The organism is Microcoleus sp. D3_18_C2, assembly GCF_036702395.1.
Classification (GTDB): domain Bacteria; phylum Cyanobacteriota; class Cyanobacteriia; order Cyanobacteriales; family Microcoleaceae; genus Microcoleus.
On sequence record NZ_JAUBTG010000015.1, the window covers coordinates 104,587 to 119,387 of the forward strand.

Here is a 14,801-nt window from a genome sequence, read left to right on the forward strand (position 1 = left end):
GATTCAAACCTCTTCATCAACAACTACTCCTCCTTTTGTCAGCAGTTTTTGCAAGTTCAGAATAGCCATCATTTTTTCCCCGTAAATAGCTGTCCCCCGTAGATATTCGCGGTTGGCAGAATGCAGGGCTGCCGGAACAGCCGCAATTTCCGACACATTTAAGTATATAATATCTAATATTTCGTCAACAACTATACCAGCGACCAAATCTGTCACTTCAACAACGATCGCCTTAGAGAGATAATTTGCAGTCTCCGACATATTTAAAGACATATTTAAAACACTGCGAATATCAATTAAAGTCACAATTTCTCCCCGTAAATTTATATTGCCCACTATGCGATCGGGAGTGCAAGGAACCGGAGTTACTTGGTTGATATCAGTAAATTCCCGAACTAAATCTAAATGAATACCAAAGTATTCGCCATTCAAAACAAACACCGCCAGGTACATATTAGTGGCTGCATCATTTTCTCCCTCGTTTCGCCGCCTCAAATGATTAGCGCGCGATTGAAAAATTGCTTTTTCTTCGGGGGTAGCCTGCGGGCAAAAAACGTGACGGTTGCTCAAAATTTGAGGATTTTTTCCTAACAATTTTGCACTTATTAGCCCGTGTAAATTTTCCGTCTCTGCCTCACCTGCTGCTTCACTACCTGCATGGCTTGGAGAAACAGGCCAGCTTTCCTCTGACTTTTCGGGAGAATATCGAATTAATTGATCGAGATTGAGCAGCATGATAATATCGGCTTCGCTGCGGGCTAGTCCAGCTACAAAATAATGAGAGGCTTCTAAATTCTCTCGCCCATAAGATAGCTGCGGAGTGATGGCCTCTTCTGAGAGTTCCTTAACTTCGCGAACTTGATTGACAATTATACCGATTTTCGATTCTTGCCACTCTATGACGATCGTACTATCTGTCACAGCATACCCTTGCCAAACGTATCCAAAACGGAGATTCAGATCCATCACGGGCAGAATTTCGCCCCGAAGGTCGATCGCCCCAACAATATCTTGAGGTGCTTCTGCAATTGCTGTCAACTCCGGCAGAAAGAAAATTTCCCGAACGTAGCAGGCTTCTATACCGCAGAGAAAACCGTTCTGTTCAAAGATAAGATACGGTTTAGTTTCCATATTTTAGTGTACAGTTTCTTTACTGTATAATTTTAACAATTTTTTTTTAACATTCATCAGCACTTGACTAGCTGTCATTTTTCCCTGGGAATCTATGGGAGTGTTTGGCGGTAGTGCTTTCAGGATTTCACAAGAGGAATTGTACATTTTAATAGCTCTTTTTATTTGACCTTCTTTATGGTATATATTCCCTAGTTCTATATAAGCTGAAACAAAAGATGGACACATATAAATAGTCCTTTTTAATAAATTTTTTGCTGTTTCCAACTGCCCCTGTTCTTCAGCAATTTGAGCTTGTAAATAATCAGTATATACTGATCCAGGATCTACTTTCCTAGCTCGATTACAGTATTCTATAGCCTGAGAATAATTGCCGGAATTTGCCTGAACTTGAGCAATTAAAAAATAAGCATCAAAATTAGGGCCCTGCAACTCTATTGCCTCTTGTGCCTTGTTGATTGCCTCAGCATAATCTTGATTTTTAAATAACTTTTTAGCCTCTAAGATTAGCATTTGATGCGTTTGATTTTGAGTATTTTCTGCTATTATTTTTTCTGTAACTGACACGGCATTGTTCGGCAAGCCGTCCTCCAGATAGCGATAGGGCAGCATATTTCCCAGCGGATTACTTATTTTTAATACCGGAGGCATCTCTATCTCTGGAAAATTGCTGTTAGTAGTAAAACGAGGTGGCATAGTTTCCCCTGTTAGCAACTCACCACTATCATCGCCCATAATATCTGCTTTCGGGAATTCCCGAAATGCCGAGTTGGCTTCTCCTACAGTCGCAACCATAGACTCTATTTGACAGCCTTCCTCCGGTACTGCATTCCGACGCTGATACACCACCGACTCCGGGAAAATCTTGGCTTCAAACTCGTTCATAATTTGACCGTAAACTTCAGCGTGACCGGTCATTAAATATCCTCCAGGTCTCAGGGTATTGGAAAATTTTTTCAGTACCAGTGAAATATACTTATGTTCAAAATACACAAAAACGTTTCTACATAAAATTAAGTCTATGTTATAAAGATTTTGGTAAATATTAGGAAAGTCATCTGTGATTAAATTTACACAACTAAAGTTGACACTTTCGCGCAATTCTAGATTAATTTCCCAATCATTTTGCCTCTGATGAAAATACTGCTTTTGTATCTGCGGGTCAACCAAGCGAAACGACCAATGACTGTAAACTCCCTGGGGCGCTTTTTTGATTACTTTTTCATTGATATCTGTACCTAGAATTAATATTTTCCATTGCTCCCAATCGGGAATCAATTCTTTTAAAACAATAGCTAAAGAATAAGGTTCTTCACCGGTGGAGCAGCCCGCACTCCATATTCGCAGTGTCGGCTGCATTCCCAAGGTCTTGTGCAAGTTTCTTTTCTGCTCTATCAATTCAGGAAAAATTACTCTTTTCAACAGAGCGAACTGTCCTTTATCTCGCATAAAATAACTTTCAGTTGTTGTTAATAGCAATACTAATTTCGCCCATTCATTTTTACTTTCAAAAGTTTTGGCGGTTAAAAGTTTATAATACTTTTCTGGGTCTGCAATTTTTTTTTCTCTCATCCTACTCATGATTTTATGAGACAAACCAGCTCGATCTTGAGACCTAATTCGCACACCCATCTCAGTAGTAATTAAGTTGATAAATAGCTGAATTATGGAATCATTCATGTCCACTGAGGTAGATTAATTTAATAATTTGGGTAGTGGCAACTTTTACTGAGCTGCTGCTGAGTTTGGGCTGAGCATAGCTGCCAGCCTGCGGCTCGTCGGTTCGCAAAGCCGCAGGGAGCCGAAGGGAAGTGCGTAGCTGAACTATTGGGAATTGGGTAACTTGTAAGCTCGTGTAGTAGAAGTATTGGTAATTGGAAATTGGGGAATTTGGAATTAGAAATCTGGAATTTAGCCGATCGCCTGAACAAGAACAGTGTCACACCATATCATATCAGAAACTTGCCAGCTACTTAAAGGAAAAAGGCAAAAGGTCAAAGACAGAACCCAGGAAAAAATTATCCCTTCTGCCTTCCACCTTCTGCCTTCAAAGGCACTAATCTCCCACTTTAAGCTGGATATATCCGCAGGCGGCGATTAGGTTCTTCCCCAAAACTGTGGGATTTCAGGTGATAGTGTTCCACAAGTTCGTGCTGCATTTTGCGGACGTTGGGAGAACGGGGCAGGAGTTCCACCGGCTGTCCCTTGGGAATGACAATTTGCTCGACTGCTAAGCGCGTTTCTTCGAGAGCTTCGAGCTCGTCAGAAGAACCGCTGCGGGCGAATAAGGCGAGGTCTGCCACTTCCGGGGTACCTGGGTCATCCATGTCCAACAGGCGCCGCAAAGCTCTCGCTACGTGGGGAATAGTGGCGGCCTTAATTGTGTGCAGGGGAACTTGGCGAGTTTTGGCCAAGTGCCTCAATTTCGACTGGTTCCGAACGTTCGATCGCAAAGCCAAAACCACGTCAGCACTCTCAATATCCTTCGTCAGCAGCACCGGCAGGTTCAGCGTCGAAATCACCTGTTCGAGCTGGTGACGAGGTATGCCGTAAGGATAAACGTGGAGGGGCAAATCTTCGCCGTTAGGGCCGACATTCTGGGAAAAACGTCCGGGCTTAGGTACCGGCTCGACGGACAGGGATTCTTCGAGCAGTTGCTCGAAATACCGAGTCTCAGAAACCGGCGCGCTTTTAGGAGCCAAGTTCTCGCCTGGAGCGGGCATCGGCACCATTTTGCCAGCACTCCGCCAGCCAGAGAGCGGTGTGACGGGCCGGATTGCTGATACCGCAGCCGTGCTGCTGGAAGCGGCCATCCCCGGAAACCGCGCGGGGGGAGCGGCTGACTCGCGCTCGATAATTACTTCTCCTGTCTCGCTGACGCTTCTGATTTGCTGGCTCGGTTCGCGTCCCCGCAGCAGAGTGTCGATCGAATCTGCAACTCGCTCGTGGATTACCCAGCGCTGGCGTTCCAGCATTTCGATGGCAATTTCAAAAGTTGGCGGTGCTTTGCGCTCCAAAACCGTCTTTTGAGAACCGCGCCGTCTTGCTTCGTCATCTCCCAGCGTCACCGCTTGGATGCCCCCAATTAAATCTGCCAGAGTCGGGTTTTTCATCAAGTTTTCGATCCGGTTCCCGTGGGCGGTACCTACCAACTGCACGCCCCTTTCGGCGATCGTCCGAGCCGCCAAAGCTTCGAGCTCCGTGCCGATTTCGTCAATCACGATCACTTGCGGCATATGGTTTTCCACTGCTTCGATCATGACTTGGTGCTGGAGTTCGGGGCGGGAAACTTGCATTCTGCGAGCTCTGCCGATCGCCGGGTGCGGGATATCTCCATCTCCGGCAATTTCGTTGGAGGTGTCGATGATTACCACCCGTTTTTCCAAGTCATCGGCGAGCACGCGGGCAATTTCCCGCAGGGCCGTGGTTTTGCCGACTCCGGGGCGGCCGAGCATCAAAATTGACTGACCGGTTTCCACCAAATCGCGGATAATGCCGATCGTCCCGAACACAGCGCGGCCCACCCTCAAAGTCAAGCCGATAATCTCGCCGCTGCGGTTGCGAAGGGCGCTAATTCGGTGCAGGGTTTGCTCGATACCGGCTCGATTGTCGCCGCCGAAGTGGCCGACTCGCTCGATGCAATAGTTGAGGTCTGCTTTGGTAATCGGAGTTTGGGAAAGAGGTTCGGCCAAGGATGGAAAACGAGCTTCTGGTTGGCGGCCCAAATCCATGACAATCTCAATGAGATTGTTGCGCTGCGGGTGCTGCTCTAAGGGCTGCCGGATCTCATCTGGCACGATGTCTAATAATTTGTTGAGGTCGTCTGTAATCTGCATTCGCCTCGATGTGTTCGGTGACGTTTTCAACTTTTTAGTCAGTTGTCAGTTAACAGTTGTCAGTTGCCAGTTGCCAGTTGTTATGTGTCAGTTGCCAGTTGTTGTTGAAATTAACTACTAACTACTAACCACTAACTAATGACTAATGGCTAATGACTACTGACTACTGACTAAAATTCTTTGAGCGGGGAAACTAGAGAACTAGCTAAACTCACGGCCTCTGAGAGAAGTTCTGGGACGGCTTCGAGCTGAGGTAGCCGAGATGTTTGAACTCCGGCTCCTGGCTGCGCGACTGCCACCGGAACGGCATAAGCTCGATCGGTCTGCATTGTTTCTAACTGTTCTAAAATTGGCGATAGCAAAACCCTGGCATAGCTGCCGTAAGCTACACCTGCAATGTATGGGACAGGGGGAACTGACAAATTTTTCCCGGCATCCTTCATCAGTCCCTCGGCTCTCAGCTTGCTGACAGTGTGAGCATTAGTGCCGCCTGCAAGTTGCACGTATCCCGGCAACTGGGCAGCCAAAACTTTTTGACCGAGTTTGACTGCTGCTCTAGTAGTTCCTGTTCCGATATCTCCGCTCATTGGCCTACCGTCCGTTTGCCAAATTAGGGGACAAGGAAGGGGGGAAATTATTTGATAGAGTGTCCGCAAATAATCAATCAAACCGTCTCCATCGGGGCAACTAATTGCTATTACCTTGAGTTGAGCGACCCAGGGAGCTATGCTCGACCAAAGTCGCGCAAAATCTGCCTCTCTGCCTACTTGCGTGTGGATTTCTAGGGCGTCCGCACCGGATTGCAAGATTAAAGGTGCGATCGCGGCGGAAGCAGACACGTAAGAACGAGTATAAATCAGTTGGCTCGGACAAATCGGCAGACAGCGACCGCAGCCATAGCATTGCTGGTCTATCACCCCGGAAAAACCACTGCCAGCACTCTGAAAAACTATTGCTTCGGCTGGACATATTTTTTCGCACGGCCGCCAGCAGTCCGCCGGACAATCGGCTGGGTTGAATTCGGCTTTGCGAAAATGCGGGTCTTCCCCATCGTTTAAACTCACCATCAGCAACGGCAACCCTTTGCCGCCAAACCTGCGGTTTTGAGTTCTTGCCTGTAATTCGCTGGCCACTTGTAGGGCTTCTTTCGCTGCGGCGACGGCGGCGGGATCTGCCGCGACATCGATACAGTCAGCGCCTGCTAAGGTGTAAGCCAAGGTGAGATTCCGTACAGCAGGCAGGTGTTGAAAGCTCGCCCCACAGATCAGCTTGAACCAATGGCCATCTTTTAATGAGTTTAGGGGATGATAATGTTCTGTCACCCTTATATGCTAATCCTTTGAGCTGAAAATTACTATGTGGAAATTTCTACTTAATTTGAAAATTTAGGCGGTTACAAGCTGGAAACGCTACTGATAGCAGTAGCTCTGGTGCTGTTGGCCCTATATGTAGAGTTCTGAGGTAAGTATTTTTGAGAAATCTAATTTTTTTGATAGTGCCTAACGATGAGGCGATTTTCCACTTTGGCGATCGGCTGTAATTACGCACAGACTCTCTACTATATCATACTAGGGTCGATTTGGCAAAAAAGTAGGCGAGAGATTTTTTTTGAAGTGGTCGTGCAGTGGCAGTTGCCATAAAGTTCGATCGAGCATTGAAACCCAGCGACGAAACGCAGATGAACATTCTACTCCCTAACTTGAAGCTACATTCATCTGCGTTAATCAGCGATTCAACGAGCTCTACTACTTGCTCAGCCGCTTGTAAACCGTAGCCAAAGCATGGCTATCCCCCACATTTCCCGGAAACAAAACAACTGGTAAATTGGGAAACAGAGGATGATTAGCCTCGGTTTTCACCACCGAACAACCTGCGATAATTTGACCGATTTGCCTGACACTTTTCAGCGACAAACCTGTACTCAAAACATCATTAGAAGTAATGCCGCCCTTGCTAATCAAAAACCCGATATCGGCAGGCAGTCCCCGCACGATATCCATCAATAAAGCAGAAACCGCCTCTCCAAATTTTAACCGGACTTCGGTATTTTCAAATTCGAGTTCCTTGCGGCTGGTATAAATTACAGGCGTTTTGCCATCGGCATGAGAAGTGCGGGCTTTTTCGAGAATTTCATCGAGCAGTTGGGTGCGATACTCTGGTGAATCTTCTAACAAGTGAGATACATCTATTTCAATGCTAACTATATTGGGTTCTTTTAACAAGCGCTCCAATTGTTCAGTAGTTTTCTTAACGTGGGAACCAACTATGACTGCACCGGGTTTGCCATCCCTCACGTATTTTGCCATTTCGTCGGCTGCTACTGGCTGCGGGCCGAGGTCAGCTAAGGATGTTAAAATACTTGCTGCACTGCGGAATAAAAACTTTTTGCCTTGACTGACTGCATGGAGAATGTGTTTGGCAAATGTGTCTAAATCGCCTTGGCTTTGGCCGTCAACAACTGCACATTGGTTGTCTGTCATGTCCATCAGTCGATCTAAACTTCCGTAGCGAATGTCTCCGAGTAAAATGCGATCGACTGCATCAGCGGGGATGCGACCTTTGGTTTTTTCTTCTACATAGTCTGGCAGGTAACTGTGACTGTACCCGAAGACTGAATCTTTGGCAAATTCGGTTTCGTGTACTGGTGTCGGGACGCTGTTAACTATTAGGTAGTGTACGCTGTGGCGGGTAATTCTGCCTCCTTCAAAAAAGGCGGGAATTAGAAAATGGGCGTCGAAGGGGCCGAGTTCTTCGGCGATCGCGTCGGTTTCGATGGGATAGTGACCGCGCAGGGTAGAATCGGAACGGCTAACTATTAGGAAGTCTTCGATTTTTTCGCTGGCGATCGCCTTTTTTAAATTTTGGCACACTTCGCGGGTGACGGAGGCTGCTTTTTCGGGAGTTAGCGATCGAGTATTTGTCAGTATGAAGAAAATCGGGCACTTGTCCCGCAGCCCCAAACGCAGGGTGTCTTCGTCCCAACGTGTCAGCAGCAAGCAACTGTGCACGGTTTGAGAACCTGTCGGATCGTCGTCGAGAACTATAATCTTGGGTTTGGCAGAAGACATACTGACCTGGTTGTTAACGTCACCTTTCCAAGATATCCTTACCTGTTACGTAACAGGAAAAAATTTACAATAATTATGATATTTTTTTAACTATTCTCCTCATTCATAATTTTAAAAATGTCTTTGAGTTCGAGTGGAACAGGCATCCTGCCTGTTGCGGTTCAGTAAGCTGTATATTGCTAATGGGTAAGAGGCGCCCTCCGCCGTGTACGCTACTAACTTCTGCCATTTTTTTAATTAGCAGCCTTTCGATCTTGCAACTTTTTCATTTCTGCTTGAACCCCCACGGCTATCTGCAAAGCTTCGTTTAGCAATCGCCCTTGTTCTGTGGCTCGATCGCTAATTTGCAGGGAATTCAAACTTTTCAAATTATTGGTAAACAATTCGGAGTTAGTAGCGACAAATTTTTTGTTTTCCCTGAGAATTCTTTCGGTTTTCAAAGCTCGAACTAAATCCTCTCTGATTAGCTGCAAGGCTGCAATAACTTTTGCTCGATCGCCGATTTTGACTGCCGCATTGCCGGCATCTTCTATCCTATCGTTAATTTCTATCGCTTCGATTATACCATTATAGCGATCGACATCATCAAAAAGATTAATTAAATGTTGGTTTTGCCGACTGCACCAAATTTTCCAGGCATCCTCCAAGATTAAACCAACTATCGCAGCGAAGTGAAGGACGAACCACCACACATACGCCCTAGGAAATATCGCAACCAGCAGCCAACAACTGATTAGAACCAAAACTATTAAACCGGCTGTTTTCAAAGCTTCGCGGGCAAACTTAGTCGCTGTCGGCGGGCGGTATACGCGATCGGGCCCCGCGCCGGTGAGGTGCTTGAGTTCACCAACAGTAATTTCTAATCCCTGAATGTCAGCTCGCATAAATCTTCACAAATATTTCTTAATTATAAAGTTTTGTAGTAGAACAAGGGGCTCGTCTACAATAAACCTAACACTTTTTTCAACCAAAACTGCACTATGTCCGCACGTCCTATATACCTCGACAACCACGCCACAACCCCCGTAGACCAACGGGTACTTGAGGCGATGCTGCCGTATTTTACCGAACAGTTCGGCAACGCAGCCAGCATCAGCCACGTCTACGGCTGGGAAGCAGAAGCAGCGGTTAAACAGTCACGACAAATTTTAGCAGAAGCGATCAATGCTTCCCCCGAAGAAATTGTTTTTACCAGCGGTGCAACCGAAGCAAATAACTTAGCGATCAAAGGTATCGCCGAAGCTTATTTCAGCAAAGGAAAGCACATTATCACAGTAAAAACCGAACATAATGCTATTCTCGACCCCTGTACCTATTTGCAAAAATTGGGGTTTGACATTACTGTTTTACCAGTGAAAAGCGACGGGCTGATTGATATAGGCGATTTGATCAAAGCGATTCGGGCAGAGACAATTTTGGTTTCAGTGATGACGGCAAATAATGAGATTGGCGTCATTCAGCCGATCGCAGAAATTGCTGCAATTTGTCGGGGAAATGACATTCTTTTTCACACAGATGCGGCACAGGCGATCGGCAAAATTCCCCTGGATGTAGAGGAGATGAATATCGATCTAATGTCCTTGACAGCCCACAAAATCTACGGGCCAAAAGGCATCGGTGCTCTCTACGTGCGTCGCAACAAACCGAGAGTGCAGCTAGCGCCGCAAATGCACGGAGGAGGTCATGAACGGGGAATGCGATCGGGAACTCTCTACCCACCGCAAATAGTTGGGTTTGCCAAAGCAGTAGAATTGGCAATTGCGGAAATGCCATCGGAAACAGAACGAGTGGTTAATTTGCGGCAGCGTTTGTGGGAAAATTTGAGTGAATTAGGCGATGTTGTTCTCAACGGTCACGCTACGAAGAGATTGCCGGGGAATCTCAATATTAGTGTAGGTGGCGTTGACGGTCAAGCGTTGATGTTGGGTTTGCAATCGGCGGCTGCGGTTTCTTCGGGCTCTGCTTGCACTTCGGCGAAAATATCGCCATCTCATGTTTTAGCAGCGATCGGGCGATCGGACAAATTAGCTTATGCTTCAATTCGGTTTGGTATTGGCCGGTTCAATACCGAAGCAGAAATAGATGCAGTTTCCCAACACGCGATCGCAACTATTCAATCTCTCCGACAAGCTCAAAAAGTGATGAGTTAGAAAGTATTGGTGTCAACTTAAGCCTAAAACCCACTATCTCTCTCATTTTTATCAAAGTCTCGATCCCCCTAAATTCCCCTTAATAAGTGCGACTATGAAGATACTCTTGTCCCCCCCTTTATTAAGGGGGGCTAGGGGGGATCGGAAAGATGAAAAAAAGTCATTTAGTTACTTAGAACCAAATACCTCGCGCACCCGATAAATCGGTTTTCCCTGCGACTCGTGATAAGTCCGCATCATCACTTCCGCCAGCAAACCAAAACAAAATAACTGCACGCCAGTTAACAGCAAAACCACAGCCAAAATCAGCAAAGGACGATTGCCAATACTTTGACCGAGGCCAAATTTCACGAAAGTCAAATATATTCCTAAAACCGTTCCCAACGTCATAGAACCCAATCCCAAAAGTCCAAAAACGTGCATTGGTCGAGTCAGGAACTTTTTCATAAAAGAAATAGTTAACAAATCCATCAACACCCGAAAAGTTCGCCAAATTCCGTACTTACTTTGACCGAAACGGCGGGCGTGGTGTCGCACCGGCAGTTCTGCAATTCTCGCCCCTTCAATAAACGCCAACGCTGGCAAAAAGCGGTGCAATTCCCCGTAGAGATTCAAGTCTGCTACCAACTCGGATTTATAAGCTTTCAAAGAACAGCCGTAGTCGTGCAAAGTTACGCCTGTAACGCGACCAATTAACCAGTTAGCAATTTTAGAAGGAATCAACCGGCTAATAGTATTGTCTTGCCTATTTTTGCGCCAGCCACTGACTAAATCGTAGCCTTCATCTAACTTTTCCAACAATAGCGGAATATCAGCCGGGTCATTTTGCAAATCGCCGTCTAGGGTAACAATAGCACGACCGCGAGCGCGATCGAAACCTGCCGACATGGCAGCAGTTTGCCCGTAATTGCGGCGCAAAATTACAGCACAAAGGTCATCGCGAGTGCTGGCTAACTGCTGGAGAAGTGCACCCGAACCGTCCTTAGAACCGTCATCTACACAAATAATTTGATAGCTGAGTCCAGATGGTTGGATAGAAGAGGCGATCGCCTCAATCAAATGAGGCAAACTTTCCACCTCATTATACACCGGCACCACCACTGAAACGTCGAGAACAACCTCCGCGCCAGCCTGCTGTGCAGCCAATTTTTCCAAAAATAATGCAGCGTCCATTTTTTTATTCGATAATATTAACAGTCAACCGTCAACCGTCAACAGTCAACCGTCAACAACTAACTAGGTTGATAACTTGCCACAACTTTACCATATCCCCGCAATTGCTGGTAATAAGCTTGACTGACTCGATCGCCATCCTCCGACAAAACATCGATACCGATACCATTGCGACCTTGTGCTTGTCCCGAACTGTGAATGTAGCGATTATCTCCGAGATATAATCCTACATGAGTTGCTTTTTCTGGCGTACCAAAAAATACTAAATCCCCCGGTTCTAAAGCACTGATACTAATCGGTTTAGTAAAAGCTTCCTGCTGATAAGCATCCCTCGGCAACCAGATGCCCGCAGCCACAAAAGCAGCTTGCATCAAGCCGGAACAATCATAATTTGGCCCGACTGTACCGCCCCAAAGATAATAATTGGATTGGTGCATAGCCTCGCGAGCGAAAGTAATTACAATTGGTAATTTTTCCTTGATTTCTGCCTCAGAAACCACCAGAGGATGATACACTGTTTCTGCCACATCGAGCAACTCGACATCTCGAAGATCCAGCCATCCCGGATAATCATCTTCGCACAGTCGCACCATCACAGCCGTTGTATCCCCCTCAACAACCGAGTCTATGGCATTTCTCCCCCCCTTGATAAGGGGGGGCTGGGGGGGGTCAACAACTCGCAAATGCCGCCCCAGCGCTGCTTGAGTTGCCAATCGATCGCACTTTGGGGAATCGTAAATATTTATGTGCGATCGGGCCCGGTACTCCACAACATCAGATAATTGATAATTGGCCATTGCTAATTGCTCATTGTTTGCTGTTAATTGTTCGCATTTATTGTTCGCATTTAACGATAGATTGCCATTAGCTGCTAGCCGTTAACCGTTAACCGTCAGCCATTAACCATGACATTTTTTCACAAAGACGAACAATTAGAAACCCTCGGCAGTAGCATTATAGACTCCGCATTGTCAGAATTTACAGGATTAAGTGGCGATCGTACAGCCATTACCTGGATAGTCTACGATCCCCCGGTGCGAGTCAATACAGGCGGCGCCCTGAGTCCAGAAGAATTTTGGAAGTATCAACCGCGAGGTTTTAGCGCCAGAGGTTCCGAACGAATTTATCCAGCCAGCATCGTCAAATTATTCTACCTCGTTGCCATCTGGGAATGGGCGCAAAAAGGCATGATTCAAACATCGCCAGAATTAGAACGCGCCGTCCGAGATATGATAGTTGATTCCAGCAACGACGCCACAAGTTTAGTAGTAGACGCCCTCACCGGCACCACCAGTGGCCCAGAATTATCACCAGGCCCCTTTGAAAGTTGGAAACAGCAGCGAAACATCGTCAACCGTTACTTTCAATCATTGGATTGGCCGGAATTACAAAATATTAACGTCAATCAGAAAACCTGGTGTGACGGCCCCTATGGTCGCGAGCGAGCTTGTCTAGGAGAATTAATGGAACATAGAAATATGCTGACCACAAATGCAGCGGCGCGTTTGCTGCACAGTATAATCGGCGGCGTAGCTGTTTCTGCCCAAGCATCGCAAGAAATGATGGGTTTAATGAAACGCAGTTTAGACCCAGCAGAATTAGAGGCAGATCCTGAAAATCAAGTAACGGGTTTTTTAGGTGGCGGATTGCCAGAATCAGCAAAATTGTGGTCAAAAGCCGGACTGACAAGTCAAGTTCGTCACGATGCTGCTTATATTGAAATAGAGGGCTTACGGCCGTATTTGTTGGTTGTATTTACCGAGGGGAAAGAGAATAGCAAGAATGAAGAAATTTTGCCATTTATCTCGCGGCAAGTTGTCGAAGCGATGAAAGTGCTTAATTAGATTTAGTAGTTGATTATTGCGGCTAGACTAGACTTGAACTGCAAAAATAATTGGGACGGGCTAGAAGCCCATCCCACAAAATTTTCTTGTGGGATGGGCTTCTAGCCCGTCCAAAAATTTGATTAAAAGGAACTTTTTCCTAGAAGCTCTAAAACGGAGAGGGAGGGATTTGAACCCTCGAAGGATGTTAACACCCTTAACAGATTAGCAATCTGCCGCTTTCGACCACTCAGCCACCTCTCCAAGATGACAGTAACTAACTATAGCACACACATCTTATTCTTGCCAACCCCTAATTTAAAAATTCCTCAATCCCTTACTCTGTATACTTTTCGCGACCTCAACCTCCAGCCTCTTCCCCAAAGCCCCTAGCCTTCAAGTGTTTTTCCCAACTAAAATTGGAACTCAAAAAGAACCTCTTAGTATACAAATACCCCAAGCGGTACAGGTGAGCCTTGCGATCGCCATCGAGATTAAAGTCCGTCGTCGTCACCCCAGCGTCAGTCACATCAATATTAATCACCCTGCCCTTATCCATTTCTCGCTGGTGATAGCGGTCTCTTGCTTTCATCATCGTTCGGAACATCGCCGCCAGCATCGACAGCGGAGTATCAATCTTAACTTTAGTCTCAATTCCGGTATCGACTAATCGAAACCCAAAGGTAAACCAGCGCGGCATAGCAGGAGTCGCACCGACGGATTGTTTGTCATAAATCCACAGGGGGAAATTGCTCAAAATTCCGCCATCTACAATTAAGTCATCGCCGAGTTTTCCCGGTTCAAAAAATAGCGGAATACTCATCGACAACCGAACGGCTTCAGCAACGCTAAAATCTTCAGCCCTTTTGAGTCGCAACTGCTCGTACAAAGGATCGGAATCGGTAGATTCGCGTCGGTGTAAGTCGTCGGGCAGCACCAACATTTCACCGCGACTGAGGTTGGATACTACTACTTTTAATTCCCGCTCTTTTACGATTTGTTTGACATCGGCAAAAGTGTGCAATTTACCTCGACCGAGCATTGCTTCCAGCCACTGCCGGAACGGTTGCGCCGAATATTCTCCCATCTGACGGCTAACTGTTAAGAAAAGTAGAGTCCAAGCAGGAGATTGCAAGTCGTCGGCGGGGTCGCCGTTTAAAATTAGAGGACTGTTTTTTTGAGTTAAAAATATGCTGTAATCGAGCTGTCCTAAAATTTCCTCTAAATCATCTATTGACAAGTCGGTTGCCAATACTGCGGCAGTAATTGCACCTGCCGAAGTGCCGGCCAATTTTCGCCACTGGATGCCCAAATCGCTACAGCACCTGAGTGCTCCTAAAAACGCAACTCCGCGCACGCCGCCGCCTTCAAAAACGCCGTCGGCATAGATTTGACCGTTGTCGTCGGGAGGCGGAAATTTGCTAAGAATTGTTTGTTTTTCGGTTGCGGTGATTCTGACACCGGGTTCTTGCAAAATTTGCTGCGGATACCACTTGCTCATGGGAAATACCTCGGATAAATGTTGGGTTTTAGATTTTAGATTTACAGCGGTTCCCGCTGTTATGAGGTACAGTAGCAGCAATTAGCAAACCAATTTCTTAAATGTTTAGGGTTCATTAA

At 46.3% G+C, this 14,801-nt stretch carries 11 protein-coding genes and 1 tRNA gene; 2 read left to right on the forward strand and 10 right to left on the reverse strand.

Annotated features, from left to right (window positions below; genetic code table 11):
* Positions 1-3: 3 nt before the first annotated feature.
* The 6 genes from QUA88_RS12335 to QUA88_RS12360 all read right to left on the reverse strand — a co-directional run bounded on the left by QUA88_RS12335 (position 4) and on the right by QUA88_RS12360 (position 8,919).
* Positions 4-1,131 (reverse strand): chemotaxis protein CheW, encoded by a 1,128-nt coding sequence (locus tag QUA88_RS12335; protein WP_333207809.1) that lies wholly within the window; start codon positions 1,129-1,131, stop codon positions 4-6.
* A gap of 3 nt (positions 1,132-1,134) precedes the next feature.
* Positions 1,135-2,811: a CheR family methyltransferase gene (locus tag QUA88_RS12340; RefSeq protein ID WP_333271903.1), complete on the reverse strand. Its 1,677-nt coding sequence runs from the start codon at positions 2,809-2,811 to the stop codon at positions 1,135-1,137.
* Between the two features lie 389 nt (positions 2,812-3,200).
* Complete coding sequence (locus QUA88_RS12345; RefSeq protein WP_333271906.1) at positions 3,201-4,967, reverse strand: R3H domain-containing nucleic acid-binding protein; 1,767 nt, start codon at positions 4,965-4,967, stop codon at positions 3,201-3,203.
* Between the two features lie 170 nt (positions 4,968-5,137).
* Positions 5,138-6,289 carry a circadian clock protein LdpA gene (gene ldpA, locus QUA88_RS12350; RefSeq protein WP_333056413.1) on the reverse strand — a complete coding sequence of 384 codons (1,152 nt, stop codon included), beginning with the start codon at positions 6,287-6,289 and terminating at the stop codon, positions 5,138-5,140.
* Between the two features lie 423 nt (positions 6,290-6,712).
* Positions 6,713-8,035, reverse strand: a complete 1,323-nt coding sequence (locus QUA88_RS12355; protein ID WP_333056414.1) for a four-carbon acid sugar kinase family protein — start codon at positions 8,033-8,035, stop codon at positions 6,713-6,715.
* 233 nt (positions 8,036-8,268) lie between these two features.
* A complete protein-coding gene (locus tag QUA88_RS12360) occupies positions 8,269-8,919 on the reverse strand; it encodes a hypothetical protein (protein ID WP_333271909.1) in 651 nt (216 codons plus the stop codon).
* 96 nt (positions 8,920-9,015) lie between these two features.
* On the opposite strand from QUA88_RS12360, the gene QUA88_RS12365 reads away from it, so the two are divergent.
* Positions 9,016-10,185 carry an IscS subfamily cysteine desulfurase gene (locus tag QUA88_RS12365; RefSeq protein ID WP_333056416.1) on the forward strand — a complete coding sequence of 390 codons (1,170 nt, stop codon included), beginning with the start codon at positions 9,016-9,018 and terminating at the stop codon, positions 10,183-10,185.
* Positions 10,186-10,353: 168 nt separating this feature from the next.
* Here the strand turns inward: QUA88_RS12365 and QUA88_RS12370 are convergent, their stop codons facing one another.
* Positions 10,354-11,358 carry a glycosyltransferase family 2 protein gene (locus QUA88_RS12370; RefSeq protein ID WP_333056417.1) on the reverse strand — a complete coding sequence of 335 codons (1,005 nt, stop codon included), beginning with the start codon at positions 11,356-11,358 and terminating at the stop codon, positions 10,354-10,356.
* A gap of 59 nt (positions 11,359-11,417) precedes the next feature.
* Complete coding sequence (locus QUA88_RS12375; protein WP_333233685.1) at positions 11,418-12,155, reverse strand: C40 family peptidase; 738 nt, start codon at positions 12,153-12,155, stop codon at positions 11,418-11,420.
* A gap of 108 nt (positions 12,156-12,263) precedes the next feature.
* Here QUA88_RS12375 and QUA88_RS12380 point away from each other — a divergent pair, with 108 nt between their 5' ends.
* Positions 12,264-13,202, forward strand: coding sequence for a serine hydrolase (locus QUA88_RS12380; RefSeq protein ID WP_333271914.1), 939 nt, complete (start codon positions 12,264-12,266; stop codon positions 13,200-13,202).
* A 154-nt stretch (positions 13,203-13,356) separates the two neighbouring features.
* On the opposite strand, the gene QUA88_RS12385 is transcribed toward QUA88_RS12380, so the two are convergent.
* Both QUA88_RS12385 and QUA88_RS12390 read right to left on the reverse strand, forming a co-directional pair.
* Positions 13,357-13,445: transfer RNA gene (locus QUA88_RS12385), tRNA-Ser, on the reverse strand.
* 97 nt (positions 13,446-13,542) lie between these two features.
* Complete coding sequence (locus tag QUA88_RS12390) at positions 13,543-14,682, reverse strand: patatin-like phospholipase family protein (RefSeq protein ID WP_333056420.1); 1,140 nt, start codon at positions 14,680-14,682, stop codon at positions 13,543-13,545.
* Positions 14,683-14,801 lie beyond the last annotated feature (119 nt).